This window comes from Buchananella hordeovulneris (assembly GCF_001907235.1).
GTDB classification, from domain to species: Bacteria; Actinomycetota; Actinomycetes; order Actinomycetales; family Actinomycetaceae; genus Buchananella; species Buchananella hordeovulneris.
The window spans coordinates 117,983-143,705 of sequence record NZ_MQVS01000003.1; the positions used below are offsets into that span (position 1 = coordinate 117,983).

The 25,723-nt window shown below is 66.6% G+C and carries 20 protein-coding genes, 2 tRNA genes and 1 pseudogene; 14 read left to right on the top strand and 9 right to left on the bottom strand.

The features are described 5' to 3' along the window. The first annotated feature begins 23 nt into the window (after window positions 1–23). The 4 genes from BSZ40_RS03870 (at window position 24) to BSZ40_RS03885 (ending at window position 5,750) form a co-directional block, all read left to right on the top strand. A complete protein-coding gene (locus BSZ40_RS03870; protein ID WP_073823503.1) occupies window positions 24–941 on the top strand; it encodes an ATP-grasp domain-containing protein in 918 nt (305 codons plus the stop codon). A 140-nt stretch (window positions 942–1,081) separates the two neighbouring features. Continuing rightward, window positions 1,082–4,306, top strand: a complete 3,225-nt coding sequence (gene lysX, locus BSZ40_RS03875; RefSeq protein ID WP_245793818.1) for a bifunctional lysylphosphatidylglycerol synthetase/lysine--tRNA ligase LysX — start codon at window positions 1,082–1,084, stop codon at window positions 4,304–4,306. Then, window positions 4,303–4,971: a DUF998 domain-containing protein gene (locus BSZ40_RS03880; protein ID WP_073823507.1), complete on the top strand. Its 669-nt coding sequence runs from the start codon at window positions 4,303–4,305 to the stop codon at window positions 4,969–4,971. Before lysX ends, BSZ40_RS03880 begins: the two co-directional genes overlap by 4 nt. A gap of 5 nt (window positions 4,972–4,976) precedes the next feature. Then, a complete protein-coding gene (locus BSZ40_RS03885) occupies window positions 4,977–5,750 on the top strand; it encodes an alpha/beta fold hydrolase (RefSeq protein ID WP_073823509.1) in 774 nt (257 codons plus the stop codon). Window positions 5,751–5,903: 153 nt separating this feature from the next. On the opposite strand, the gene BSZ40_RS12345 is transcribed toward BSZ40_RS03885, so the two are convergent. Beyond that, on the bottom strand, window positions 5,904–6,584 hold the full coding sequence (locus BSZ40_RS12345) for a TetR/AcrR family transcriptional regulator (RefSeq protein WP_073823511.1): 681 nt from the start codon (window positions 6,582–6,584) through the stop codon (window positions 5,904–5,906). Between the two features lie 75 nt (window positions 6,585–6,659). Between BSZ40_RS12345 and BSZ40_RS03895 the strand changes: the two genes are divergently transcribed. Then, window positions 6,660–7,781 carry an ABC transporter permease gene (locus BSZ40_RS03895; protein WP_187343207.1) on the top strand — a complete coding sequence of 374 codons (1,122 nt, stop codon included), beginning with the start codon at window positions 6,660–6,662 and terminating at the stop codon, window positions 7,779–7,781. Next, window positions 7,778–9,631: an ATP-binding cassette domain-containing protein gene (locus BSZ40_RS03900; protein WP_073823513.1), complete on the top strand. Its 1,854-nt coding sequence runs from the start codon at window positions 7,778–7,780 to the stop codon at window positions 9,629–9,631. The genes BSZ40_RS03895 and BSZ40_RS03900 overlap by 4 nt, the downstream gene beginning before the upstream one ends. Here BSZ40_RS03900 and BSZ40_RS03905 read toward each other — a convergent pair. Beyond that, window positions 9,605–10,090, bottom strand: coding sequence for a methyltransferase family protein (locus tag BSZ40_RS03905; RefSeq protein ID WP_073823806.1), 486 nt, complete (start codon window positions 10,088–10,090; stop codon window positions 9,605–9,607). The two genes, BSZ40_RS03900 and BSZ40_RS03905, sit on opposite strands and share 27 nt — an antisense overlap. A 147-nt stretch (window positions 10,091–10,237) precedes the next feature. Here BSZ40_RS03905 and BSZ40_RS03910 point away from each other — a divergent pair, with 147 nt between their 5' ends. Further along, the gene (locus BSZ40_RS03910; protein WP_185695844.1) at window positions 10,238–10,546 is read left to right on the top strand and encodes a hypothetical protein; all 309 of its coding nucleotides are present in this window, start codon (window positions 10,238–10,240) and stop codon (window positions 10,544–10,546) included. A 172-nt stretch (window positions 10,547–10,718) separates the two neighbouring features. Next, window positions 10,719–12,236 carry a hypothetical protein gene (locus BSZ40_RS03915; protein ID WP_073823515.1) on the top strand — a complete coding sequence of 506 codons (1,518 nt, stop codon included), beginning with the start codon at window positions 10,719–10,721 and terminating at the stop codon, window positions 12,234–12,236. Here the strand turns inward: BSZ40_RS03915 and BSZ40_RS03920 are convergent. Continuing rightward, window positions 12,187–13,095: a DNA adenine methylase gene (locus BSZ40_RS03920; protein WP_073823810.1), complete on the bottom strand. Its 909-nt coding sequence runs from the start codon at window positions 13,093–13,095 to the stop codon at window positions 12,187–12,189. The genes BSZ40_RS03915 and BSZ40_RS03920 overlap by 50 nt on opposite strands. Window positions 13,096–13,733: 638 nt before the next feature. On the opposite strand from BSZ40_RS03920, the gene BSZ40_RS12530 reads away from it, so the two are divergent. Next, complete coding sequence (locus BSZ40_RS12530; protein ID WP_073823517.1) at window positions 13,734–14,087, top strand: DNA-processing protein DprA; 354 nt, start codon at window positions 13,734–13,736, stop codon at window positions 14,085–14,087. Beyond that, a complete protein-coding gene (locus tag BSZ40_RS12485; protein WP_073823520.1) occupies window positions 13,969–14,250 on the top strand; it encodes a DNA-processing protein DprA in 282 nt (93 codons plus the stop codon). Before BSZ40_RS12530 ends, BSZ40_RS12485 begins: the two co-directional genes overlap by 119 nt. 221 nt (window positions 14,251–14,471) lie before the next feature. Here the strand turns inward: BSZ40_RS12485 and BSZ40_RS03940 are convergent. Together BSZ40_RS03940 and orn are read right to left on the bottom strand one after the other, a co-directional pair. Further along, a tRNA-His gene (locus BSZ40_RS03940) sits at window positions 14,472–14,544 on the bottom strand. Window positions 14,545–14,858: 314 nt separating this feature from the next. Beyond that, window positions 14,859–15,470, bottom strand: a pseudogene (gene orn / locus BSZ40_RS03945) (oligoribonuclease); the annotation flags it as partial. 93 nt (window positions 15,471–15,563) lie between these two features. On the opposite strand from orn, the gene ilvA reads away from it, so the two are divergent. Continuing rightward, a complete protein-coding gene (gene ilvA / locus BSZ40_RS03950; RefSeq protein WP_245793823.1) occupies window positions 15,564–16,802 on the top strand; it encodes a threonine ammonia-lyase IlvA in 1,239 nt (412 codons plus the stop codon). On the opposite strand, the gene BSZ40_RS11840 is transcribed toward ilvA, so the two are convergent. After that, window positions 16,803–17,534: a septum formation family protein gene (locus BSZ40_RS11840; protein WP_158020861.1), complete on the bottom strand. Its 732-nt coding sequence runs from the start codon at window positions 17,532–17,534 to the stop codon at window positions 16,803–16,805. It abuts the gene before it with no gap. A 2,352-nt stretch (window positions 17,535–19,886) separates the two neighbouring features. Further along, a tRNA-Arg gene (locus BSZ40_RS03965) sits at window positions 19,887–19,962 on the bottom strand. Window positions 19,963–20,134: 172 nt separating this feature from the next. On the opposite strand from BSZ40_RS03965, the gene BSZ40_RS03970 reads away from it, so the two are divergent. Together BSZ40_RS03970 and ettA are read left to right on the top strand one after the other, a co-directional pair. Further along, window positions 20,135–20,698 carry a single-stranded DNA-binding protein gene (locus tag BSZ40_RS03970; RefSeq protein ID WP_073823528.1) on the top strand — a complete coding sequence of 188 codons (564 nt, stop codon included), beginning with the start codon at window positions 20,135–20,137 and terminating at the stop codon, window positions 20,696–20,698. A gap of 121 nt (window positions 20,699–20,819) precedes the next feature. Further along, entirely contained in the window at window positions 20,820–22,502 is a 1,683-nt protein-coding gene (gene ettA / locus BSZ40_RS03975; RefSeq protein ID WP_073823816.1) for an energy-dependent translational throttle protein EttA, read from the top strand. Between the two features lie 55 nt (window positions 22,503–22,557). Here the strand turns inward: ettA and BSZ40_RS03980 are convergent, their stop codons facing one another. Together BSZ40_RS03980 and ptsP are read right to left on the bottom strand one after the other, a co-directional pair. Then, on the bottom strand, window positions 22,558–23,547 hold the full coding sequence (locus BSZ40_RS03980) for an acyl-CoA thioesterase (RefSeq protein WP_073823530.1): 990 nt from the start codon (window positions 23,545–23,547) through the stop codon (window positions 22,558–22,560). Further along, window positions 23,544–25,235 (bottom strand): phosphoenolpyruvate--protein phosphotransferase, encoded by a 1,692-nt coding sequence (ptsP, locus tag BSZ40_RS03985; protein WP_073823531.1) that lies wholly within the window; start codon window positions 25,233–25,235, stop codon window positions 23,544–23,546. Before ptsP ends, BSZ40_RS03980 begins: the two co-directional genes overlap by 4 nt. A gap of 166 nt (window positions 25,236–25,401) precedes the next feature. Here ptsP and BSZ40_RS03990 point away from each other — a divergent pair, with 166 nt between their 5' ends. After that, a complete protein-coding gene (locus BSZ40_RS03990) occupies window positions 25,402–25,656 on the top strand; it encodes a PTS sugar transporter subunit IIB (protein ID WP_073823818.1) in 255 nt (84 codons plus the stop codon). Window positions 25,657–25,723 lie beyond the last annotated feature (67 nt).

A 25,723-nucleotide genomic window follows, 5' to 3' on the forward strand; every position in this document is an offset into this window, starting at 1 on the left:
CGCGGGCGCGCTAACGTAGGGGGGTGGACAAGCCTGTAGTTACTTTTGCAACCAGTGCCGACCGGCCCACTCTGGCCACCGAGGAGCAGCCGCTGCTCGCCGAGGTCGCCAGCCGGGGCATCGACGTGCGGGTGGCCGTGTGGGACGACCCAACGGTCGACTGGCAGCAAGCCGGTATCGTCGTCGTGCGCTCGGTGCGGGACTACGCCCAAAAGCCCGACGAGTTCCTAGCCTGGACCCGCCGCGTGCCGCGCCTGCTGAATCCGGCCCCGGTGGTCGGGTGGAACATCGATAAGCACTACCTACAGGACTTGGCCCAGCGCGGCCTGCCGACGATTCCCACCATCTGGCTCGAACCGGAAGACAAGTTCTCCAAGCACCAGTTGCACACCCGCTTCCCTGCGCGGGGCGACTTTGTGGTCAAACCCGCGGTCTCTTCCGGGGGACGTGGCACCGGCCGCTACACCTCGACCGACGCCCAAAGTCGCATGGAGGCCATCGCCCACGCCCAACGGCAGCTGGCCAAGGGACGCAGCGTCATGGTGCAGCGGTACTTGGAGGCCATCGACACGGCCGGGGAGTTGTCCCTCATCTTCTTCAATGGCCTGATTTCGCACGCCGTTTCCAAGCGCGCCATGCTGCATCCGTCGTTCCGCAACCTTGACGAAGTGGTGCAGGACGAGGAAGTCCAGGCCCGGGAAGTAACCGAGGCCGAGCGGGCCTTTGGGGAGCGAGTCCGCTTAGCGCTCCACGGCTACATGAAAGAAGCATTGGGCCGTGACATGCTGCTGTTGTTTAACCGCATCGACATGGTGCCCGACGGTCGTGGCGGCTACTACGTCATGGAAATCTCGCTGGTGGACGGCTCGCTCTACCTGGACACCTGCCCGCAGGCCGTCACCAATTTTGCCGATGCAATCGCGCAACGTACCTTCTGGTAGGTCGGCCTAGTCCGCGAGCAGTGGCTTGCAGATGGCAAGGTCATTCTCAGGTCCCATGCAGCTTGGGGTTCCAACTGCGACACTGGGACAGTTGTTTTCCCCCGTTGGGGCTTGTTGCGCACTAGGTAAAGGACTGGCAAGTGGCTAAGCCAGACAGGCTCACCAAGGAACCAGTCTTCGTCAGGTGGATTCCGCGCCTGATGATGACGATCGCTTTGTTTTCCCTCCTCAGCGGACTAACCCAACCGCACTCGGCCCTGAACCGAGTAATGAACTTCGTTGAGTTGTGGCTGATGCCACTGCCGATCTATACGTTCTTCACTTTCTGTGTGTGCGCCATCCTGTCGATTGCGCTCCTGCGCCGAAAGTCGGTGGCCTGGCTGCTCCTCGTCGGCTTCATGACGCTCCAGACCACTGGGTATGTCTACGCATTCGTGCTCACGGTGCGGGGAGAGCTCGATTTTGTAGAAATTGGGGTATCGCGCGGCTATTTCTTGTGTCTAATTAGCGTCAATCTGGTGGAACTGGGCCTGCTGCTCTTCGGCTTCATCTGGTACCGACGCTGGTATTGCGCCCGAGTGCGGCGAGGCAATCTGTGGCGGGCGCTCGGTGCGTTGCTCATCGGTTTGACGATTTCCGCCCTGATAGTTGTGCTGCTACACGGTTTGACCCGCGGGCTCACGCCGCAGTCGCTGTCGCACCTCGCCCACGGTTTGCTGCTGCCGGAAGGAAAATCTTGGGAGATAGCCCCCTGGCTGCCTCGTGTCTACGCCGCCTGCCTGGGGATCTCTTGGTTGGCGGCCCTCAGCACCTTGATGACCTCGCAACGCGGCGCGGAACTGATGACCCTGGCGGACGAGGCGCGGGTGCGCGAACTTTTGGCCCGATACGGAGGGGACTCGCTGTCTTACTTCGCGACCCGCCGCGACAAATCGGTGGTGTTCGCGGGCGAGGCCGCGGTGGCCTACCGGGCGGTGCTGGGCTGCGCCCTGGCCTCCGGGGACCCCATCGGTAACCCCAGCGACTGGCAGCGGGCCGCTGAAGCTTTCGTGGACGTCGCCAACAGTTACGGCTGGGCCCCGGCCGTCATCGGCACGTCCCGGCGCGGCGCGGCCGTCTACCACGCGGCCGGGCTGAAGGTCCTGCAACTAGGGGACGAGGCGGTGCTTTCCACCACCCATTTCAATCTCGCGGCGCTGCCCGAGGTCCGGCGGGCGGTACGCAAACTCACCGATGGCGGCTACACCCTGCGGGTGCGTCGCCACGGCGACATCTCCGACACCGAAATGGCGGAGATAGCCAGCCGGGCCGACGCCTGGCGGCAGGGGGAGGACGAGCGCGGCTTCTCCATGGCGCTGGGACGGCTGGGCGACCCCGCGGACCGCGACTGCGTCCTGGTGGAGGCCCTCTTCGCCGACGGCAAGTGCGCGGGCCTGTTGTCCTTCGTGCCGTGGGGGAGCGACGGAGTCTCGCTCGACCTGATGCGACGCAGCCCGCTGGCAGACAACGGAGTGACGGAGTTCATGGTCGCCGGCCTGCTGGAGCAAGCCACCAGCTGGAGCATCGCCCGGATCTCCCTCAACTTTGCGGTCTTCCGCGCCACCTTCGCCGAGGGCGGTGAGCTGGGAGCCTCGCCGCTCAAGCAGTTCAACCGCCGCCTGATGCTTTTTGCGTCGCGTTGGTGGCAGCTGGAGAGTCTCTACCGGTCAAACGCCAAGTACGATCCGCAGTGGTTGCCGCGGCTGATCGCCTTCCGGGAAACCTCAGACCTCGGCAATGTCGCCCTAGCGATGGGGGTGGCGGAGGGATTCGTTAAGCTGCCCGCCCGCTTCACGCTGGACGTCGAACAGCCGCGCCTGACCCCCGAGCAAGCCTTGCCGATGCTGCCCGCCCGCCCGGAGCCCGCCGCGCCGACCTCGGCGGTGCCCGAACAAGTGCGCCACCGCCTGGAGCGTCGCACCCAACTGCTGAATGCGGGGATAGAGCCCTACCCCGTCGACTTCACCCCCGACACCACCTGCGCCGCCCTCGCGCAGGGGCAAAGCGGCACCCTGGCCGGGCGGGTGGTGGCACTGCGGGATCACGGCGGCGTCGTCTTCGTCGACCTGCAAGACTGGACTGGCGAACTGCAGCTGATACTGGAACGCGACCGGTTGGCAGACTCTTTCCCCCAGTTCGCGGACACGGTGCAGCTGGGCGACCAGATCGGGGTGCACGGTGTGCGGGCAGCGTCCCGCACCGGGACGGACAGCCTGCTCGTGGACACCTGGCGGTTGACGAACAAGGCCATGCGGCCGCTGCCGAGCCGCTACTACGGCTTGAAGGATCCCGAGGCGCGGGTGCGGCAGCGCTACCTGGACCTGGTGCTCAACCCGGAGGCCCGCGACCGGCTGCAGGCGCGTTCGCGGGCGCTGCAGGCGGTGCGGGAGCAGTTGCTGGAGCGCGACTATTTGGAGGTGGAGACCCCAATCCTGCAGGCGGTGCACGGGGGGGCGAACGCGCGCCCCTTCATCACGCACATCAATGCCTACGACATGCGCCTGTACATGCGTATCGCCCCGGAGCTATACCTCAAACGGCTGCTGGTGGGCGGGGCGCCGCGCGTGTTCGAGATGGGGCGCAACTTCCGCAACGAGGGGGCGGACGCCACCCACAATCCCGAATTCACCATGCTGGAGGCCTACCACGCCTACGCGGACTACCACGTGATGGCCGCCACCGCGCAGGATTTGGTGCGTAATGCTGCGCTGGCGGCTTTGGGGACGACGGTGGTGCGCGGCACGGTGGCCGGCCAGGTGCACGAGGTCGACTTGGCGGAGCCGTGGCGGCGCGTGTCGGTGCACGACGCCATCGGCCAGGCGGTGGGACAGGAGATCACCCCCGACACCCCGCAGGCGGAATTGGAGCGCTTGGCCGACCGACTCGGCATTAGCCTGGACCCGCGCTGGTCCCGGGGGGCCGTGCTGACGGAACTGTACGAACACCTGTGCGAGGCAACGACGGTGGCCCCCACGTTCTTCTACGACTTCCCGGCCGAAACTTCCCCGCTCACCCGCCCGCATCGGCAGGACGCGCGGCTGGCGGAGCGGTGGGACCTGGTGGTGTTCGGCTCGGAGCTGGGCACGGCCTACTCGGAGCTGGTGGACCCGGTGCTGCAGCGTCAGCGGCTCACGGAGCAGTCGCTGCTGGCGGCGCGCGGGGACGCGGAGGCGATGGAGCTCGATGACGCCTTTTTGACGGCCCTGGAATACGGCATGCCCCCGGCCGGCGGGCTGGGCATGGGGCTGGATCGGCTGGTGATGTTGCTGACTAACACCTCGATCCGCGACACGATCGCCTTCCCGCTAGTGAAGCCGAACCGATGACGCGGCGATGGTGGGCGCGGGCGGCGGCGCTGTGGGTGTTGGTGGTGTACAACTCGTGGGTGACCGCCCCGTGGCTGAGCCCCAACCCGCAGGCGCTGCTGGGTTACCTCTCGGAGCTGGCAGCCACGGATCAGCCCGCCAGCGGGTTCTACCGGGTGGCCGATTCCCTGGCCGCCTGCGGTCTGCTGTTAATCGCGGCCCTCGGCTGGCGGGGCTGGCGGGCGTGGTTGGGGCGGCGCGGCGCGCAATGGACAGCCGGTTTGCTGGCTCTGGTGGCGCTAGCCACCATCGCCGACGCGATCTGGGCGATGCCGTGCGCTGTCACGTTGGATCCGCTCTGCGCGGCGGCCTATCAGGCCAATCCATTTGGCATGGACCATTTCCCGCACGTGGTGGCATCGGTCACGGTGGGGACGGGGCTGGTGGCCAGTGTCGCCTCCGCCGCGCTCGCCCGGTGGCGGGGCGGGCAGCGGCGCAGTGCCCGGCGTTTGCTGCTATTTGGGGCCTTGTTGGGGCTGTCGCTGCTGGGATCGGTTGCGCTGGAGGTCACGGTTGGTCTGGGCCAAGGCGTCGTGCAGGCGGGCCAGGTACTGCTGGCAACAGCCTGGGCTGGCTATTTGGCTTGGCGCGTTGACCGCCCGGCGGGCGCGGAGGGAGCAAACTAGGGGGCATGGACAACGTGCGTGACGAGATATGGCGCAACGGTACCCGCCAGCTGCGGGTGGCTTGGCGGGACGGGCAGACGCCCACCACGGTGCTGCTGGCCGGGGCGAGCCTGGGGGTGGAGGTGTGGCGCGAGGTGCTGCCCTCCCTGCCGGGCCGGGTGGTGGCCTACGACCGGGCCGGGATGGGGGGCACTCCCTGGGAGGGCGGGCTGCCGCACCTGGACGACGTGGTGGAGGACCTGCACGCCATCGTCCAGCGGGCGGGCCAGGGGCAGCCCGTGGTGTTGGCGGCCCACTCGATGGCTGGTTTCCATGCTGAGGCATTCACGCGCCGCTACCCGGAGCTGGTCAAGTCGGTGGTGTTTGTCGACTGCTCCGTGGAGTTCGAGCCGTTGTCTACCGACCACGTGCTGCTGGATCGCTTCATGGGGTGGCTGCAGCCCGCCTACGAACCGATCTTGGCGTTCTTCCACGGCAAGGAGTGGCGCGAGCGGCATCCGTCGCACTCCCGGCGCGCGGCCGGAGCCGAGGTGGCCGCCTACAACGAACAGGCGAATGCGCTTTTGGAGATGCGGCAGGCACTGCCGTGGCCGCCGATCAAGTCGGTGATGTTGACGGCGTGGGCACCGTTCTTTGGTGGCGGGTGGCTGGCTAAGCAGGCGCAGTACGCCGAACTGCTGGGGGGTAAGCAGGTGCGGATCCGGTCAGGGCACAACATGATGCTGGATCGTCCCGAAGTGGTGCTGGAGGCCATTCGCCAGGCCCGGGTGACCGGCTGAGCGCAAGATTGCGGGTGGGGGCACCCCAGTAGCCCCCACCCGCCAGGCAAGTCCTCGATCCAGGCGTGTGGCCCGGCGGCACTATAGCGCGTTAGTACCAATGTCGCCGATGTGGCCGCCGATGGCAACCATCTGGCCGCCCGGGAGAGGTGATTAGGGGTGGTCTTTGGGGCGGGTGGCCCGGTGGGGGCGCTGGTCGGGGCGTTCGCCATCCAGGCCGGGCAGCTTCCCGGTCAGATAGTGGTCCAGAGTGGGGCCAACAAGCGCCGCCACCTGGGGAATCGGCAGCTCTGCCAGGGGCGACATACCCAGGATGTAGCGCGACGTCAGCAGGCCCAGCATCTGCGCTCCAAGCAGGCCCGCCCGCACCGTGGCGTGCGGGCCGGGCAGGTGCGCCACCAATTGGGGGAGGAAAACCTCGCGAGCCACGTGCAGCAGGAGTTGGCGGGAGGGCTCGTGGGTGCCGACGGCGCGCAGCAGTGCCAGGTAGCTCGGGCCGAGCTCGGGGTTTTCTATGGCGTTCAGGGCGGCGTGGACGTAGGCGGTGCCGGGGGAGGCCTCGGTGTCGGTGGGGGAGAACAGCAGCGTGGGCAGCCCCAGGGTGGTGAAGGCATCGGCGACGGCGGCGGCGAACAGCTCTTCCTTGCTGCCGAAGTAGTAGTGGACGAGCTTGCTGTCTACCCCCGCCGTCTGGGCGATCCGCCGGATGGAAGCCCCCTGGTAGCCGTGCGCACCGAAGACCTGGCGGGCGGCGGCCAGGATGGCGGTGTCGGGTTGCCCGCCGCGGGGACCGCGGCGGGCGCCGGGTTCGGGAGACTGCACTTCTTTTTTCATCACCCCAGCCTATTTCATTGAGTGAGGAAACGCGCTACAGTGTATTTCACTGGTCGATGAAATATGGAGGTGGGGATGCTCGCCCTGATCATCAAGGAGTTCCGGGAGCTCGCCCGGGACCGCCGGACGCTCGTGCTCCTAGTGGCGCTGCCCGTCGTGCTGCTGACCGTTTTCGGCTACGCGGCCAATCTGAATGTCTCCCAACTCAAGGTCGCCGTCGTCGGGCCCGACGCGGCGGGCACCGCCCGCCAGCTGGAGGCCCACCCCAGCGCCGCCGAGCGTTTGCGCATCGTCGGCCAGCACCCGGCGGGCACCGACCCCGTGCCCCTGCTGCAGCGGCAAGAGGCCGACGTCGTGTTTGTCGCCGACTCAGCCAATCCGCATCTCCCGCTGGCTATGCGCAGCCATGTGCACGTCGACGGTGCCCGCTTGCTGGCCGCCGAAGCAGCCCAGGGCATCTTCGCCCGCCTGCTGGCGGCCGACCTTGCCCCCCACCTGGCGGCAGACCCCGACCTGGCGAGGCTGGCGGAGCTCGGCACCGCGGGAGCGCTGCCGCTAACCGTCCACTTCAACCCCGACCTGCGCACCTCCTGGGTCATGATCCCTGGCCTGATCGGCCTGGTGCTGTCGTTCGTGGGTACCATCATCACCTCCATCGGTTTGGTGCGAGAACGCGAGGCGGGTACCCTCGAACAGCTCGCCGTCATGCCGCTGCGGCCGAGTGCCATCATCCTGGGCAAGATCACCCCCTACCTGCTGTTGGCCCTCGCGGACATGGTCGTCATCACCGTCGTCGGCCGGGTGCTGTTCGACGTGCCGTTCGTCGGCAGCCTCGCCCTCTTCGCGTTCACCGCCGTCGTCTTTTGCTTCCTGGTGCTCGGCATCGGGGTCTTCGTCTCCTCGGTGTCGGGCACCACCGGGCAAGCCGTGCAAAGCGCCATCATGTTCGTGATGCCGCAGGTGCTCCTCTCCGGCCTCGTCTTTCCGCTGGAGGCCATGCCGCTTGGCATCCGGGCGCTCGGCTACTGTTTCCCCCTGACCTGGTTCATTGAGGTCGCCCACGGCCTTATGCTGCGCGGCGCCCCCGTCGGCCACCTGGCCTGGCCAGTGGGCGTCCTGACGGCGATGGCGGTCGTGTCCTTCGGGGCCGCGACGGTGCGCATGCGCTGGCTCCTCACGCACGGTGGTGCCCGGTGATCGCCGTGCACGGCGCCACCGTCCGCTTCGGTCGCCAGGTGGCGCTGACAGCCTTCGCAGGCGCCTTTCCGGCTGGACAAGTCACCGTCCTCGTCGGTGCCGCCGGGGCGGGCAAGAGCACCGTGCTGCGGCTGCTGGCCGGGCAGGTCCTGGCCGAGGGGGAGCGGTGGCGACCGCCCAGCGGCGTTCGGCTTGGTTACCAGGCTGCGACCGGGGCGGGGTGGTCCCACCTGACGGTGCGGGAGAATCTCGAATTTGTGTCCCGAATCCACGGCGTTGGCACCTCGGCCAGCCGCACCGCGGACCTGCTGCAGGCCGCCGGGCTATCCCCGTTTCGCGACCGCCTGGCCCGGCAGCTGTCCGGCGGCATGCGGCAGAAATTGGGCTTTGTGCTGGCGAGCCTGCATGCCCCCGAGCTGTTGCTCCTAGACGAGCCGACTACGGGGGTCGATCCCGCCAGTCGCAGCCAACTGTGGACCCTGATCGCCGCGGCGGCAGCGGAGGGGGCGGCCGTGGTTCTGTCCACTAGCTACTTCGACGAGGCTGAGCGGGCCCACCAGCTCTTCCTCCTCCACGCCGGGCGCACCCTGGCCGCAGGCACTCCGGCCGAGGTGTGTGCCGCCAGCCCCGGCCAGGTGCGGGGCGGGATCGGGGCGGAAGGCGTGCCGTCCGGCGTGCCCGCCCGCTGGCGTTGGCAACGTGGGGCGCGCCAGTACTGGTGGCAGCCCGTCGGCACCGGGGCTACGGAGGTGCCCGACCTGGAGAACGCCGCCATAGCTTACGCGCTGCACGCCGAAGAAGAGGCCGGCCAGGGCGTGGCGGGGCCTGGGGTTGCGGATGGCGGCCAGTCCGGGAACACGATGCGCACGGCGGCGAGCGAGGCGACCGGAGCGGCAGCTGGGGCGGGGGACTATACCGGGCCAACACCTGCTCCGGTGGCCGGAGGAGGGGCGGAACGTGACGAGAGTAGTCGTCCGCGCTCCAACGTGGCCACGCGGCCGGGGCAGGTGCTGGTGCGGGCCCGGGGCATCACCCGCCGCTTTGGTAGCTTCACCGCGCTGCAGGAAGTGGACATCGACGTGCAGGCGGGCGAGATAGTCGGCCTCATTGGCGGCAACGGCGCGGGCAAGTCCACCCTCATGCGAATCCTGCTTGGTCTAGACCAACCGACCAGCGGTGAAGCACAGCTACTCGGCGCCCCGCCCGGCTGGGCCGAGCGGCGTCGCCTGGGCTACGTCGCTCAGGGGCTGGCATTGGCCGGGCAGTTGGGGGCCCGACAGAATCTGGCGTTCGTGGCGCGAGTGCAGGGGGTGCAGGTGCCCGCCGCGGCCCGCGCCTGGGTTGCCCGGCTGCCGGAGAGTCCGGTGCGGGAGCTGCCCCGCGGGACGCAACGGCAGCTGGCTTGCCTGGCCGCCCGCCTGCATCGCCCCGCCTTGCTCGTGTTGGACGAGCCGACCTCCGGCATGGACCCCCTGGCGCGGGCCCGCCTGTGGCGCGACCTGCGGGCTGAGGCCGCCGCGGGCGTCGGCATCCTCGTGACCACCCACTATATGGAGGAGGCGCGGCACTGCGACCGCCTGGTGCTGCTGCGCGGCGGCCGGGTGGCGGGAGAGGGAAGCCTGCGGGACATCGTCGGGCGGCGTACCGCGGTGCTCGTCAGTGCTGCCGATTGGCGGGCGGCCTTCCGGTGTCTGCGTCGCGCCGGGCTGCCCGTGCTGCTCGCTGGGAACCAGCTGCGGGTGCCCGGGGTTGAGCCCGAGGAGGTGGCCGCGCTGCTGGAAGATCTCCCGGGTGGGGCCGAGGTGGCCCAGGTGCCCGCGCAGCTAGCGGAGGTACTGGCCCGGGTTTAGGGACAGCCAACGCGGAACTCGAAGGCGGTAGACCGAGAATGCGTGGCCAAAGCGTGTTCGCAGCGCTTGCTCTTCGGCGGGAATCTGAAGCTGGTCGAGCACAACCACGAAAAGCCCAACAGGAAGAATCCCGGCCCCTGAACGTCGTAAAACGCTGTGGGCCAGGAGGAAACCTGCCATGCCGACATACATCGGGTTCCGGGTCACATTGAAAACACCAGTGGTGACCAGCGACTCGGCCCGCTCCACCGCCAAAGGATCCACGGTCGTGCCTGCATTACGGAAGGCGGCGACGGAACTCCAGATCAGTCCCGCAGAAGCTGTGGCCAATGCGCCAGCGGCCAATAGCGCCCCAGGGCTGGGGCGCCGCCCCCGAGCCAGTGCCAGCTGTGCCAGCCCAGCCCCCACTGCCAGCGCTGCTGGGGGTACTCGCCTGTACGAAAGCAATTTGGACAACATGCTGGTAAGCATAATGGGGGGGCATGGGAGTCGCCCTAGATGGTCACCAGACCCAACCGCCTAGACGGTGGGGTCTACGAGGTTTCTCAATGTCCCCAGGATACCGCTCCGAAGGATGATCGTGGCCCTGTTGTGAGGACTGTCGAGATGGCTCAAACTCTTCTCACCGCCTCCGAGGTGGACGCGCTCGTCGGCGACTACCTGGTCGGGATAAGCGTTAAGGTGCTCGCTGAGAGGTACGGCCTCCACCGCGCAACGGTGTTCTCTCACCTGCGTCGCCGCAACGTGCCGAGCCGACGGCTGGGGTTGGGGATCGACGAGAAGGCCGTGCGTCTAGCCCGAGCAGGCGTCTCGATGCGTGCGATTGACCGCCGGATGGACGTGGACCGCAAGACCGTACGCGCGGCGCTGGTCAAGGCTGGACTCATTGCGGATGGGTCTGCTGGCGGTTCGTAGCACCGCTCTGGGCCGCTGATCACCCAGAGGACTTCGGCGGACATCGTCGCTCCCGACGTGTCTCAGCCCGGAGACCAAGGTGTGCGGCTACCGTTGGAGACGAACGACTGCTCTCGCCAGTTCGGCACCGAGGGCGTGGGTCGCCGGACGGAGCACGAGAGCAGGGTTGGATATGGCTTACGAGCAGCTACCGATAGTTGAGGTCGACCTCGACCAGCTCCTTCTCGACCTGGAGAACTACCGCATACCGACGCGCCGCGACGATGAAGCAGGTGCGCTGAAGTACCTGTTTGCATCCGAGGACGTCCTCGGAGCGGCGCGCCTAATCCTCCGTGATGGCTACTTCGACAACGAAGTCCCGATCGTGACGTCGGCATCGGCGTCCGGCGGTAGCTCCCCATACACCGTGCTGGAAGGCAACCGGCGAGTCAGCGCGCTCAAGGCGCTCCAGGACCCGACGATCGTGCCCGGCCATGAGGCAGAGATTCGCGCGCTGCTGAAGCGATACGCAGTGGAGGCGGAGAATCTCCCCGAACGAATCCGTGTCATCGTCGCTCCCGACCGGGCGACGGCTGCACCCCACGTCGCGAGGTTGCACACCGGTATCTCAAAGAGGCGCTGGAGCCGCGATCAGCAGGCAACCTTCTACTATTCGCTCGTCGACGATCAGACTACGGTCAACGATGTGAAGGCACAGTACCCCGACGTCGAGGTTACCAGGTTCATGCGCATGGCCGTCATGCGACGCTTCCTCAGCGCAGCGCCATTTTCCGATCACACCCTCCGGCAGTACGACGCGAGTGACGACCTGGCGATGTCAGCCTTCGAGTACGCCTACCGGCGCAAGGAGATTGCTTCCGCGATCGGCGTGGAGTTCGACAAGGACGGCATGCTTCTGCCGCGGGCCTCGACACCTGAGAAGATCGCTTCGAAGTTGCCGAAGAAGAAGCTCAGCGCTTTGGAGTACCTCGTTAGCGAGTTCCGCGCAGGCCGTCTCAACACACGCTCACCAGAGTTCAAGAAGCGCAGCCAGGACTATCAGCCCCTGGTGGATCGCCTCAACGGCGTATCGACTGCGCCTCCGGTCCAACCAGCGGCGCCAACTCCTCCCGCGCAACCGACGCCATCCGGGCCATCCCAAGGCGGCGCGTCCGGCGCGCCGGGTGGCTCCAACACTGGCAGAAGTGGTGCTGTTCCGAACCCACCCGGCCCTCCTGGCGGCACGGGCAGCCGTGGGCCCAACCATCCAGACACTAAGGACACGCTTGATCTGTCGGGGTTGGACTACGAGAACGCGCCGCTGAATCTCAAGCTGCGATACTTCGAGTTGCGCAAGATCAGCCTCTCCAATTTCCCTATCGCGGCCGCGATCCTCATGCGCTCAGTGCTGGAGACCACCATCAAGGTCCATTTCGAGGAGTCTCCAACCCCCGCCACTGGTCAGTTGAGCGATGTATTCAAGCGCGTGGTGCAGGCCTATGGACAAGAGAAGTCGCTCAAGTCAGGCATTAGTGCAATCCAATCGGGTAATGCGCACAAGCACGGATCGATCCAGTGGTTCAACCTCATCGCTCATAGTGCCGATGCTTCCGTGAGTGCGGATGACGTTCGCAAGGCGTGGAGAGTCGTGAACCCGCTGCTTAGGCGCTTGTTGCGCCCGTCATCGCAGGCGTCGTCTGCAACGACTTGATCGCCCGCGCGACCGAGGGGGACGCCACGAGCAGCTCCTCCGCCTGTCCCGGATACCTGGCGGAATAGGTGAGTTCCAGTTGGCACTGGAACTGATCTCGGTACAGCTTTTCGATCAGCGGGGCTGTGTCATAGGTCATCAACCAATGTGCACTTTCAACGGAGTTGACGATCGTCGAGAGTGCCTTGTGGTCTCTTCCGTCGAAGGCGTTGAGATAGAGTTGGGAGCCTGCTTGCACGTAGGGCGGGTCGATGTACATGAATGACCGGTCATCGTGAGAGTACCGCTGGATCACAGTTCGGCCATCCAGATCAGAGACCGTGATTCGATCCGCTAGAGCACCGATCGCAGTCAACCGCTCGACGAGTGTCAGCCGGTTGAATCGTGCATCAATCTTGTACTTTCCCTCCTGACGCTGACCACCGATAACGCCGGCGTTCAAAATCCCGGAGCGATTGGTTCGATTCAAGAAGAAGAAAGCGAAGCCCAGGCGCAGTGCATCGCGCTCGTCCCGTGAGCGATATATCTCCCGCTGGCGTTGCCACTCGTCGATTGTGAGTGGCGTTGACACGACCATTTCCACGAACTCTGCGTTGTTGCCAACGACGGACTTCCAGAAGGCGTGGACGGCTGGGTCGATGTCGTTGACTACTAGGTGTTGGACGATGCCCTCGCGCAGAAGCGCGATCCCTGCGCCCACACCTCCGGCGTAGGGTTCGATGTAGCGGGCGTCCTTGATGCCAAGAATGTCGATAATGTCAGCGAAGAAGCCAGCGAGCGCAGCCTTTCCGCCGGGGTATCGCAATGGTGAGAGGGTGCCGTATCGGCGTGACCCGATGACACGCAGGCTGTCAGTCATTGGAGTCCTTTCTCGCCCGGTGTGCGGCAACACGGCAGCGGGCTGAGCAGAAGCGAGCATCACCTCGTCCGAGGAACGCTTGGTCGCAGTGCTCGCAACCTCGCCATGCCTCGCGGCGGCGTAGGCGTTCATGGCGCAATGCGCGATCAAGCTCGGTGAGCCCCACGTCACTCAGGTTGCCTAGACGCTTCATGTTACGGATAGTACCCGTTACAGATCACCTCGTGGTTCGCCACGCGGACGCTCCCGCGAATAGGTCGTTCTTCGGAGTCCGCCGGGTGAATCTCTGTAGCTGCACCCGTGTCGCCTCACGCGGGAGAGGACCGCTGAGCAGGGTGGGTGTCCGTGAGGCTCGGTTCGCGCACCCCGTCGGTAACGAGCACCGAGAGGAGCCGATGATGGCCAGGTTGAGTGATGTCGCGAGCGACGAGCGCACCGCGAGGGTTGCGCTGTCCTTGCTCGTCGAGCCCAATGACCCGGTGACGGGATGCATCTTTTCCAGGCTCGGAGCAGTCGAGACGCTCTGGCTCGCTGAACGCGACGGTGCGGTGGTGGGGCTGAGCTCCGTAGACGCGTAGGTCTGGCGCGACCGCCTCAGAGTGCCAGGTGTGAAGGAACTGACGGGGCGTATCGACCAGATGCAGCAATCGGGGGTTCGAGCACTCTTCCCAGGCGATAGCGACTGGCCTACCGCCTTCGACTATCTTGGTGAAGTTGCGCCCTACCTGCTTTGGACTCGCGGCGCGTCATCCTTCCTCTCCCGTACGATGAGCGATTTCGTCACGATCACCTGCGCTCGGGCATGCGCGTCCTACGGCGACTACGCGGCTCGGGAACTCGCTAGTTCCGTTGACACAGACGAACGAGTTGTCGTTGCGGGAGGCAGAAAGCGCGTCACACCTGGCAGCCCTCGCGGCGGGTGGCGACACGATCGCCATCCTCGCCAACGGAGTCGATCGTCCGTACCCCGTCGGCCATCGCGACCTGCTTGATTGCGTCGCTGATGTCGGTCTTCTCGTAAGCGAGGTTCCGCCCGGCATCGTTCCGACTCGGCACCGGATCATCGTCCGCGCCCGGCTGATGGCTGCACTGTCCTCTGCCTCGATCATCGTCGAGGCGGGCGGTCGGTCAAGTTCACTGGTGGTTGCCCAGTGAGCTGCCGAACTCGTCCGACGTGTCTGAGCCGTCTCTGGCCCGGTCACGAGTACCGCGAGCATCTGACACCACCTATATGGCGGATAGCGCCTCCCAGTAGCCAACTAGGGCGCGAGGCGGCGCGCCACGCGGTCCGGTGCGCGGTGCCACCGGCCCGGGAGAGTCGAATAGGGGGAAGGCAAGCAAAAGGGGCCCGGACCTGTCGGTCCGGGCCCCACCCGGGTGAGCAACGGGGCTTGAACCCGCGACCTCCTGGACCACAACCAGGCGCTCTGCCAACTGAGCTATGCCCACCATGTGCACCTTGCGGCGCAACGAGAGCTAACAATAGCGGGTTTTGCCGCAGAGTTAAAATCCGTGGACTGTCTGCCCGCCCACATTTTCCACCACGGCCAATCTGTCCGCAGCAGGGGGAGGTGGTTATGCCAGCAGACACCCCATAAATCAGGGTCGGGCTAGTCAATCCGCCTCGGGGTGCCAGCAGTGGCAGCCCCTGTCGCTGGGGCGGCCTCCGCCCCGGCGGCGTCTGCGCCGACTTGCTCCCCCTGGTCCCCGGCCACCGCGCCCGCACCTGCGGCCTCCGCCGCCGGGCCGCCCGCTGCCAGCGCCCGGGCGGCTGCCCCGGCCACGGCCGCTGCGGCCCGGCGGCACGCCCCCGTGCGCGGTTGCTCCAGCGGGAAGAGCACCGCCCGGTAGTAGGCCAATTCGTCGATCGACTCCAGAATGTCGGCCATCGCCAGGTGCCCCCCGGCCTTCTTCGGGGCCGCATAGTAGGCCTTCGGGTACCAGCGGCGCGCCAACTCCTTAACGGAGGACACATCGACGATGCGGTAATGCAGGTGCTCCATCAACGTGGGCATGTCTCGGTCCAGGAACGCCTTATCCGTGTGGACCGAGTTTCCCGCCAGGATCGCCTTCCGCGGTACGGGTGCGAACCGCTTAACGTAGTCCAGCACCTCAGCCTCAACCTCGGCCAGGGGACGCCCCTGGGAGGCCACCACCTCCAGCAGCCCCGACTTGGTGTGCATGTTGCGCACGAAATCGTCCATCTGCTCCAACGCCTCCGGTGGGGGAGTGATCGCGAAGTTCAGGCCCGGCGCCAAGGGCACCAACTCGGAGTCGGTGACGACCACCGCGATCTCGATCAATGCATCGTCGCGCAATGACAGCCCTGTCATCTCGCAATCAATCCACACCAAAGGTTCGTTGTCCAAGTTCATGCAGTCAGCATAGGACCGCTGGACGAAACTGCGACATTGGCCGCCAAGACGTATCCTGAGCGCGGCAAAGCTCCGTTGCGGAAAGGAAAACCCGTGCCCCTCGATTTTGCTGGTGCCCGTTCCCGCCTGCGCGGAGTGCTCAAGCACACGCCGTTAGAGCCATCCGAGCGCTTGAGCGACCTGCACGGTTTCCCAGTGCTGCTCAAACGCGAGGATCTGCAGGTGTGCCGCTCCTTCAAAGTTCGTGGCGCATTTAACACGATTGCCGCGCTGCCTGCGGCCGAGCGCACCAAGGGGGTGGTGGCGGCCTCCGCAGGCAATCACGCCCAAGGGGTGGCCTACGCCTGCCGCGAGCTGGGGGTCGACGGCCGCATCTTCCTGCCCTCCAACACGCCCCGCCAAAAACGTAACCGCATCGCCGAGATCGGGCGCGGCTGGGTCGATCAAGTCATTGTCGACGGGACTTTCGACGTTGCCAGCGCCCAAGCGCAGCTGCACGCCATCGAGGCGGGCGCGGTGTGGGTACACCCCTTCGACGACGACCTCGTCATTGCCGGGCAGGGCACCATCGCCCCCGAAATCGTTGCTGCGCTCGGGGACCAGGAACTAGACACGGTACTCGTACCCGTCGGGGGCGGGGGGCTGCTGGCCGGTATCGCCGCCTGGTTCGCCGAGAATCAACCCCAGGTGCGGGTCGTGGGGGTCGAGCCCGAAGGTGCGGCTTCCATGCAGGCGGCGCTGGCCGCCGGTCACCCGGCGTTGCTACCGAAGGTAGACACCTTCGTGGATGGCACGGCGGTGGCGCGCGTCGGCAAGCGCAGCTTTGAGATCGTGCGGGAGTTGCACCTCGACTTCGTCACCGTGCCGGAAGGGGCGGTGTGCTCGGAGCTGCTGGACCTCTACCACTCCGAAGGGGTCATCGCTGAGCCGGCCGGGGCGTTGGCGTCGGCCGCGCTGCGCATCGGCTTGCCGCACACCCCGACCGGAGCGGTGGTGGCTGTAGTCTCGGGCGGCAACAATGACCTATCCCGCTACGACGAGATCGCCGAGCGGGCCGCCCGCTACCAGGGTCTGCGCCACTACTTCCTTGTCGCTTTCCAGCAGCAGCCGGGGGCGCTGCGCCACTTCTTGGATGACGTGCTGTCGGCTGACGAGGACATCATCCTGTTCGAGTACACCAAGAAGAACAACCGCGAGACCGGCCCGGCCCTCGTCGGGATCGAATTGGCCGACCCCGCCGACATCACCCAGCTGCGGCGCCGTATGGACGCGAGCCCACTGCATGTGGAGGAGATCCCGGCCGACTCCGACCTCTTCGGCTTCCTGATCTAGCTAGTTGGTGCCTTGTCGCAGCGAGCCCTGCTGCGGCGTCGTGGTTCCCGTGCCGACGACGCACGCCACCGTGCGGCTGCCGTCGCGCCACTGTTCGGCCGTGGGGGCGAGCCAGCTGAGTGCCAGGTCGCTGTCCGGATAGGACTGACCCACATAGTCGGCGAACGGCGCCATGCAGGTTTCCTCCGCCCACTTGCTGAGCTTGTTGTTGTCCGGGAGCGCCGTACCAGAGACCTCCGTCAAGAAGACGACTTCCCAATGGTGGTCAGCGGTGCAGTCGACCTGACTGGAGCCACCGGTCGTGGGATCAGCCAGCACGCAGTCGCCGACGGCGAGATCGCGCGGGTCCACTGCGGCGGTCGAGTTGCCGAACCACCCCAGTAGGTACATGACCCCCACGGCCGCCCCCACCAGTGCCAGGACGGCGAGGACTCGCCCTCCCCACTGCCGCCGGGTAGGTGAGCTGGGGGTGGCCTGGTCCGTCTCCGCCTCGCCGGGAAGCAGCGGCTTGAGAGGGCGATTGTCCGGCCGCCGCGCCGCAGGACCCAGCGGGGGCCGACCTGGTCGAGGCGAACTCGGTTGTGGGATTACGGGGGCGCTGGGGTGGACGGGTACGCTCGGTCGCCGCACCCGCGCGGTGTCTGGGGTTGCAGGCAAGCGCAGCGACTTGACGGAGAACGGCCGCAGCCCCGCCCGGGCGAGAGCCTGATCAGCGGCGGGTGCCCCCGTCACACTCGCCGGGTATGGGTAGGGACTAGCCACCGGCGTCGCCCCACTAGCGCCGGGCACCGTGTCGGAATCCGATTCTCCTGATTCCGGGGGCACCGGTGGTTTGGCGGTCCATGGGCCTACCGGGCGCCGTAGGCGTCGCACCGAGAACTTTCGGCGGCCCGCCGGTGCTTCTGCCGCCGGGGCGGAAGCTGCTGGTTTTGGGGCTGGGGCGGTGATCGTCAAGACCGTGTCTGCAGCGGGTGGGACAGTGTCCGTGGGTGCGGGCGAGGCAGGGACTATTGTCAGCAACGGGGCGTCGGATGCGGGTTCCGGCTCGGGTGCGGGTTCCGCTTCGGTTTCTGGTGCGGGTTCCGGCTCGGATGCGGGTTCCGGCTCGGGTTCCGGCTCGGGTTTGGGTTCCGGCTCGGGTTCCGGTTCGGGTTCGGGTTCCGCTTCGGTTTCTGGTGCGGGTTCCGGCTCGGGTGCGGGTTCCGCCTCGGGTTCCGGTTCGGGTTCGGGTTCCGCTTCGGTTTCTGGTGCGGGTTCCGGCTCGGGTGCGGGTTCCGCCTCGGGTTCCGCTTGCTGCTCTTCCGCAGCCTCCGGTTTTGCCTTGGACTCCGGCTCTGTCTCAACGTGCGCCCCTGCTTGCAGCTCAACGGCGCGGGCCTTCTCCGTGTCCTGGGTATCTCCGCCGGAAAGGTTGTCCGGCAGAGAAGCGCTCGCGGGTAAGCCTTCCGGCTCGGCACTTGCTGCGCCTGTGGCGGCAGACGCGGCCGGTCCCTCCGCCTCGGCGATTATCCCTCCCGCGGTCTCGGTGGCCAGGGAACCATAGGTTCCCTCGTCATCCCCGTCTGCTGCTTCCATGTGGTTAGCGGGTGTCGTCGAATCTGCCAACTCAGTTGCGGCATCGTCTTCGTTCTTTAGCGGAAGAGCGAGGGAGGATTCTTGGCCAGGGGGAAGCGACAGACTAGGTTCAGGTTCCGGTTCGGATGCGGGTTCGAGCTCGGCCTTTGGTTCTGGCTCAGGTTCGGGTTCGCGTTCCGGTTCTGGTTCGGATGCGGGTTCCGGTTCCGGCTCAGGTTCAGTTTTGGGTGTGGGTCCAGGTTCCACTTCCAGCGCGGTCGCCGGTCGCGGAGCATCTTCAGGGCCCGCCTTCGGCACAGCTGCGGACGCGGGTATGGTCTCACACTCCGTGGCACAGAAGCCGGTTGGTTCTGGCGCAGGGGAGTGGGGTTCCTCTACCTTCCCGTTGTCCCCTTCGCGCTGTGCCTCCGCTGAAGCTCCTTCACCGGGGCCCTCGGCCTCCGCCGGTGGTGGCGTATCGACGGATAGCTGGCTGGCCCGGAGGGAAGCGGAGACAGTTTCTGCTTGCTGGGGCGTCGGCGGGGCGGCAGCACTTCCTGGTTCTGTCGCCCCGGCAGGGGGAGGCAGGGACGGCAAAGCGGCCGCAACTGATTCCTGGGCGGCCGGAATAGCGCCAGGCAAATCATCGGGGGCGGGCAGCGGCAAGGCCTCGGTGTGGGGACGCTCCGGCTGGCCAGACGGTGGTGGTAAAGGCACAGGCGTAGACGTTTCCATCCCCGGGGCGGGGTGCTGCGGATGGGCCGAGGGGCGGCCGATGGGGAGGCGCTCGGTCAACTCGGCGGAGCTCTCTTTGGCAGCTCCTTCGGCGGTGGTGGCCCCGCGCGGCTTGGGGCGGGTGATTGGGTGCTGTGGGTGCCGCACCGGGCGACCGGTGGGGAGGCGCTCGGTAAACTCGGCAGACCCCGCGCGCGGGGTGGCGGATCCAGGGGCGCCTGCCTGCGTCCTGGCGCGAGGGTGTCGGGGATTGGGGCGCGGCGGTCCCATCAGGAGTTTTTCGGTGACGGCGATGGTTTCGATACCCGCCGTCACGACCGAGACCACTGGCGCACGCCCCACCCTTGGTGGCGTGCTAGCAGGCGCCGTGGAATCCGCCTTGGCTGCAGGCGCGGCAGCCGCAGTGCCGTCAGGAATAGCCGCGGCAGGCGGCGGTGTCTGCGAGGGAGGGGCAGGTACCGGCTCGTTACTCGGTGGCGGCAGTGAGACGGCAGCGGAGTCGGGGTGGGGGAGCGGAGGCGGGGTGGGCGACTGCGTGGGGGGTGGCAGGGGCATGGACATGCCAGCGGGGCGCGGCAGATCGCTGGGGAGGCCATGCTTCTCAGTCATGCAGTTATCCGCCTTCCTTAGCGTCAGGGGCATGCCGAAGATTACCTAGCCATTATTGCCGCCGAGGGCAAGAAATACTGGGAAAACGCCGGGCAGTGTGGCCCCTATTTGTGTCAGCGACACGAGGGCGGAAAAGGGGTAGCTGGCCCTGCTGCGCCTGTGGTTTGTCACTGTAAGAGCATGCGGTGGTGCCCCCAGCAGGACTCGAACCTGCAACCTGCGGATTAGAAGGCCGATGCTCTATCCATTGAGCTATGGGGGCTCGGGCAGCATCGTACCGCCTTCCGCTGCCCCACGAAGCCACCCTCTTGGTATCCCCAGTGGGTGGCACAACGGAGTGTCATCCACAGGCGGCGGCCGACGTTTGTGTGGTAGCGGACAGCGGCAGACAGTGGGGTTTGTCCACCGGAGGCAGGAGGAGTAAGGAGAGCACCATGTTTGATGCGTTCGAGGTCACAGTGCACGGGTACGTCGCCAGCGACGCCGTGCTGCGCGAAAGCCCCGATTGGGCCCCATTCGCCTACTTTCGGATCGGGGTTACGCCCAGATTCCGGACGGCGGACGGGTGGCGGGAAGGCAATTCAGAGTTCGTCACCTGCAAGGTCTGGCGGGACTTGGCTTTCGACGTGGGCAGGTCGATTAGGCGCGGCATGCCGGTGATCGTGCGCGGTCGCCTGTCCACGGAAGAATTCGTGCGCAAGGACGGCTCGCGGGGCTTTGCCAACGTCATTCACGCCCACTCGGTGGGGGTGGAGCTGCGGCGCGGCATCGTCACCTTCACTAAGGTCGACCGACGCGAACTGTCGGAGGCGGAGGCCGCCACCCATATCGACGCCCCACCCGCAGCGGCCGTGGGCCCCGAGAACGCCGCCGACCCGTGGGAGCTCACGGCCCCCCAGTCGCAGCCCGACGACGCGGCTTCCGCCCCGCAGGATGCCTCGCCTTCCTCCTCACAGGCGCAACACAGCGAGCGGGCCTACGAGCTGGCCCCCTTCTAGGAACCCGCGTCGGAGCGGGCAATGCTCGCGCCAGGCATCTCACGCGTCGCGGCGGTGGGATTGCGCCCGGCGGTGGCCTAACCTAGGCAGCAGGTAAATGGCCCTGGAGCGAAAGGCAATCGTGGCTGAGTACATCTATTCGATGATTAAGGCGCGCAAGGCGCACGGGGACAAGGTGATCCTCGACGACGTGACGATGATGTTCCTGCCGGGAGCAAAGATCGGCATGGTCGGCCCTAACGGGGCCGGGAAGTCGACGATCTTGAAGATCATGGCCGGGTTGGAGACGCCCTCCAACGGGGAGGCCCGTCTCACCCCGGGCTACACGGTCGGGATCCTGCAGCAGGAGCCGCCGCTGAACGAGGAAAAGACCGTACTCGGCAACGTCGAGGAGGGCGTCGCCGAACTGAAGTCCAAGCTCGATCGCTACAACGAGATCTCCGAGCAGATGGCGGACCCGGACGCGGACTTCGATGCGCTCATGGACGAGATGGGCAAGCTGCAGGAGTACATCGACGCCCACGACGGTTGGGAGCTGGACTCCCGCCTAGAGCAGGCTATGGACGCGTTGCGTTGCCCGCCCCCGGACGCCGACGTCAAGGTACTCTCGGGAGGTGAACGGCGGCGGGTGGCCCTGTGCAAGCTGCTGTTGGAGGCCCCGGACCTGCTGCTATTGGACGAGCCCACCAACCACCTGGACGCCGAAAGCGTGCTGTGGCTCGAGCAGCACTTGGCTTCCTACCCGGGGGCTGTCATCGCGGTGACGCACGACCGCTATTTCCTGGACCACGTCGCGGGTTGGATCGCCGAAGTGGACCGGGGGCGCCTCTACCCGTACGAGGGCAACTACTCGACCTACCTGGAAAAGAAGGCCGCCCGCCTGGAGATCCAGGGCAAGAAGGACGCCAAGCTCGCCAAGCGCTTGGCGGAGGAACTGGAGTGGGTCCGACAGTCCGCCAAGGGCCGCCAGGCTAAGTCCAAGGCCCGTTTGGCCCGCTACGAAGAAATGGCCGCCGAAGCCGAGCGCACCCGCAAGCTCGACTTTGAGGAGATTCAGATCCCGCCGGGCCCGCGCTTGGGCAACGTGGTACTGGAAGCCACCGACCTCAAAAAGGGTTTTGGGGACCGGGTGCTAATCGACGGGCTTTCCTTCTCGCTGCCGCGCAACGGCATCGTCGGCGTGATTGGCCCCAACGGGGTCGGCAAAACCACCCTGTTCAAGACCATGGTGGGGTTGGAGCCCCTGGACGGCGGAGAGCTGAAGGTCGGGGAGACGGTCAAGGTCAGCTACGTCGACCAGACCCGTGCAGGCATCGACCCGAACAAGACCCTGTGGGAGGTCGTCTCCGACGGCCTGGACCACATTCAGGTCGGGCAGGTGGAGATGCCGTCCCGGGCCTACGTTTCGGCGTTCGGTTTCAAGGGCGCCGATCAGCAGAAGCCGGCAGGCGTGCTCTCCGGTGGGGAGCGTAACCGCCTCAACCTGGCGTTGACCCTGAAGCAGGGTGGCAACCTGCTGCTGCTGGACGAGCCAACCAACGACCTTGACGTCGAGACCCTCGGTTCGCTGGAGAACGCGCTGCTCCAGTTCCCCGGTTGCGCCGTCGTAGTCACCCACGACCGTTGGTTCCTCGACCGGGTCGCCACCCACATCCTCGCCTGGGAGGGCGACGACGAAAACCCCGCCAAGTGGTACTGGTTCGAAGGGAACTTCGAGGCCTACGAAGCCAACAAGATCGAGCGGCTGGGCCCGGAGGCGGCTCGTCCCCACCGGGTGACCCACCGGCGCCTGACGCGCGACTAGGTCCACCAGACGGGTGGGGGCCGAGCACTTGCTCGGCCCCCACCCGTCTGCGCAGCTATCCCTCCAGGAAGTTGGCGCGCTCGACGTGGGCGGCATCGTCGCCCGGCACCCGCACCATGCCCTCCTGCGCGATGCTGGCCACATGCTGCCCAGCAGTGTTAAACACCTCGGCCCGGCCCAGGCCCCGGCCCCCCACGGCAGAGGGTGCCGACTGCACGTACAGGTGCCAGTCGGTGATGTCGATGTCGCGGTGGAACCACATGGCGTGGTCCAGGGTGGCGAGCGACAGCCCGGGCGCCAGCCAGCCCAACCCGTGTCCCCGCAGCACTGGTTCTAGCATGATTTGGTCGCAGGCGTACAGCATCAGGGCCCGGGCCACGGTCTGACCCAACCCCTGCGGCACCTGCCCGCGCGGGCGCATCCACAGTGCCTGGCTGGTGGCAGGTGGGCAGCTGTGGCGCACGTACAGGGCCTCGTCGATGTGGCGGGTATCGAAGGCCGCGGTCTTGCCGAGGAACTTGGCTACCGGATGGTCGATGGTGCGGAAGATCTCCAGCGCGCTGGTCAGCTCCTGCGGCCCCGGCACCTCCGGGGCCGTCAACGCAAATGACGGCCCCGGTTGTGTCTCTTGGAACGAGGTGATCATCGACAGGATCGGCTCGCCGCCCTGTAGGGCGTGGGTGCGGCGGCGCGTGAAACTGCGGCCGTCGTGTAACCGTTCGACTTCCAAGGTAATCGGCTGGTCCAGCTCCCCTGGGCGCAGGAAGACCGCATGCACCGAATTGGGCAGCCGCGGGCCGTCAGCGTCCTCCACGATCGTGGCCGCGGCAGCCAGCAGGCCCTGCGCCAGTACCTGTCCGCCGTACACCCGTCCCCCCACCTGCGGCAGCGAGGTGGCGGTGAATGCATCAGTCGGAAGCCCCACCGGGCGCACGCCGCTCGCCTCCGCGGCGGGCGGCGTGGCGGCAGGGGTCAGCTGCAAGACCCGCAGCACGGAGGCCAAAGGCTCGGTAAGTCCCGCCTGGACCGGTAAAACCCGAGTCATAGGCCCAGTTCTTCAAGGACAGGAATGAGGGCGCGGGCTGCCGCCTTGGCGTGCTCGGCGTCGGCCGCCTGCAACGCCACCTGGGCAATGTGCTGGCACTCGGCAAGCGTCAAGGATTCCAACACCATGGCCACGTCAGGCAGAGCGCGCGACGTCATGGACAGGGACTTCACCCCCAGTCCGACGAGCACTACCGCCAGCGCTGGGTCCGCGGCAGACTCGCCGCACACCCCGACGGGCCGGTCGTTCTTGCGGCCGCCCTCGCAGGTGGCGGCAATCAACGACAAGACACCTGGTTGCCACACGGTCGACAATTCCGCCAGCGAGCCAAGCATGCGGTCGGCAGCCATCGCGTACTGCGTCAGGTCGTTGGTTCCAATCGACGCGAATTGGGCCTTGGCCAGCAGCCGGTCGGCGGTCAGGGCCGCGCTCGGCACCTCGATCATGATCCCGGCGGTCGTCAGCCCCACCTGGCTGCACAGCTCGATGAACTGCTCTGTTTCCGGCAAAGTGGCGATCATCGGCGTCATGACCCAGACGTCGGCTTGTTCTTCTTTTGCCGCCGCAGCCAGGGCCGCCAACTGGTTGGTCAAGACGTGCGGGTGGGTTTTCGCGGTGCGGAAGCCCCGCACCCCGAGTGCCGGGTTTTCTTCCTCATAATCCGTCACGAACGGCAGGGGCTTGTCCGCACCGGCGTCCAGCGTGCGCACCACCACCTTCTTCCCGGGGAACTCTGCAAAGACCGCGCGGTAGGCAGCCACCTGTTCGGCGTGGCTGGGCTCTTCGGCCTTGTCGAGGAAGGCGAACTCGGTGCGGAACAGCCCGACCCCCTCGGCTCCGGCGCTCGCGGCTGCCTTCGCGGAGGCCGCGTCGCCGACGTTGCCAAGCAGCTGCACGTGATGCCCATCTTTGGTCAGGCCCTTGCCGGAGAAGGTGCGCTTTATCCCCTTCAGGGCGGCGACGCGCTCCATGTCTTCGACGCTCGGGTTTGTTTTTACGGTGCCCTTGGAGCCGTCCACCAGCACGTAGGTGCCGTTGGGCAGCGTGGCTGCCGCCGCCCCGCCGACGCCGACGATTGCCGGGATCCCGAGGTCCCGGGCGAGGATCGCGGTGTGGGAGGTGGGGCCGCCCTCGGCTGTGACGATGCCGATGACTTTCTCCGGGTCGAGCAGGGCGGTGTCGGCCGGGGCGAGGTCACGCGCCACTAGCACGAAGGGCTCGGGCAGGTCGGGGATACCGGGCAAATCCTGCCCGGTGAGGCGGGCGACGATGCGGTCGCGCACGTCCGCAACGTCGCGGGTGCGTTCAGCCATGTAGCCGCCGAGCGACTCCAACTGTTCCCCGATGGCCAGAGCCGCCTGCCACACAGCACGCGCCGGGGTCAGGTTCTCGTTGGCCACCAGTTTGGCGGCGTTCTTGATCAAGGACTTATCCCCAGCCATCTGGGCCGTCATCTCTAGCACGGCGCGCCCCTCTCCGGATGCACGCTCGGCCATGGCTTCCAGCCCTGCCTTCGTGGCGGCCGCCGCTTGGGCTATTTGCTCGCGGGCGAGTTCGGGGTCGCCGTCGTAACGCACCGTTGCGCTTGGTTCCTTAATCCCTTCCCCCATATGCGCTACCGGGCCGACGACCAAGCCCGGGCTGACCCCAATTCCGTCAATCTGCGCGTTCTCGGCGTGCTGGTTCACCTGGTCCTCCTTGCTGTGGGATGTCCCAATTGTGCCTGTTGTGGTCGGCTATTGCAGGGACTCAGGCCAGTGCCCTTGCGAACCTGCATCTGTGACGCATGCCACCGTCGTGCGGTATGCTATCGGCTGTGTATGTATTCCGGACGAACGAATGGGTAGGGGGATGATGATTTCAGGGAAAGCCGGGGAGGTTCTGTCGGCATTGGGGGGTTTGCGCAACGTCGTGGATGTCGAGCCGTGTATTTCCCGGATTCGGGTGACCGTGCGCGATCAACGGGCGGTGGACTGCCGGATGCTGCGGGAATCCTCCAAGGCGTTCGTGCAATCCGGTGATGTGGTGCAGGTCATCCTGGGGGTGGAGACAGACGAGGTCACGCAGGCGATTGTGGACGCTGGAGCTCAACTGCGGCCTTCCCAGTAAGGTGTGGTGCGCGGACCGGCACCGAAAAGTGGCAAACTTGGCCGCAGCGACATTCCTTACGAGAACG

Excerpts from the sequence above, each read along its gene's own strand:
- BSZ40_RS03880 (WP_073823507.1), top strand. The coding sequence starts at position 4,303 with ATGACGCGGCGATGGTGGGCGCGGGCGGCGGCGCTGTGGGTGTTGGTG.
- BSZ40_RS03885 (WP_073823509.1), top strand. The coding sequence starts at position 4,977 with ATGGACAACGTGCGTGACGAGATATGGCGCAACGGTACCCGCCAGCTG.
- BSZ40_RS12345 (WP_073823511.1), bottom strand. The coding sequence starts at position 6,584 with ATGAAAAAAGAAGTGCAGTCTCCCGAACCCGGCGCCCGCCGCGGTCCC.
- BSZ40_RS03895 (WP_187343207.1), top strand. The coding sequence starts at position 6,660 with ATGCTCGCCCTGATCATCAAGGAGTTCCGGGAGCTCGCCCGGGACCGC.
- BSZ40_RS03905 (WP_073823806.1), bottom strand. The coding sequence starts at position 10,090 with ATGTTGTCCAAATTGCTTTCGTACAGGCGAGTACCCCCAGCAGCGCTG.
- BSZ40_RS03910 (WP_185695844.1), top strand. The coding sequence starts at position 10,238 with ATGGCTCAAACTCTTCTCACCGCCTCCGAGGTGGACGCGCTCGTCGGC.
- BSZ40_RS03915 (WP_073823515.1), top strand. The coding sequence starts at position 10,719 with ATGGCTTACGAGCAGCTACCGATAGTTGAGGTCGACCTCGACCAGCTC.
- BSZ40_RS03920 (WP_073823810.1), bottom strand. The coding sequence starts at position 13,095 with ATGACTGACAGCCTGCGTGTCATCGGGTCACGCCGATACGGCACCCTC.
- BSZ40_RS12530 (WP_073823517.1), top strand. The coding sequence starts at position 13,734 with ATGCAGCAATCGGGGGTTCGAGCACTCTTCCCAGGCGATAGCGACTGG.
- BSZ40_RS03970 (WP_073823528.1), top strand. The coding sequence starts at position 20,135 with ATGTTTGATGCGTTCGAGGTCACAGTGCACGGGTACGTCGCCAGCGAC.
- BSZ40_RS03980 (WP_073823530.1), bottom strand. The coding sequence starts at position 23,547 with ATGACTCGGGTTTTACCGGTCCAGGCGGGACTTACCGAGCCTTTGGCC.
- BSZ40_RS03990 (WP_073823818.1), top strand. The coding sequence starts at position 25,402 with ATGATTTCAGGGAAAGCCGGGGAGGTTCTGTCGGCATTGGGGGGTTTG.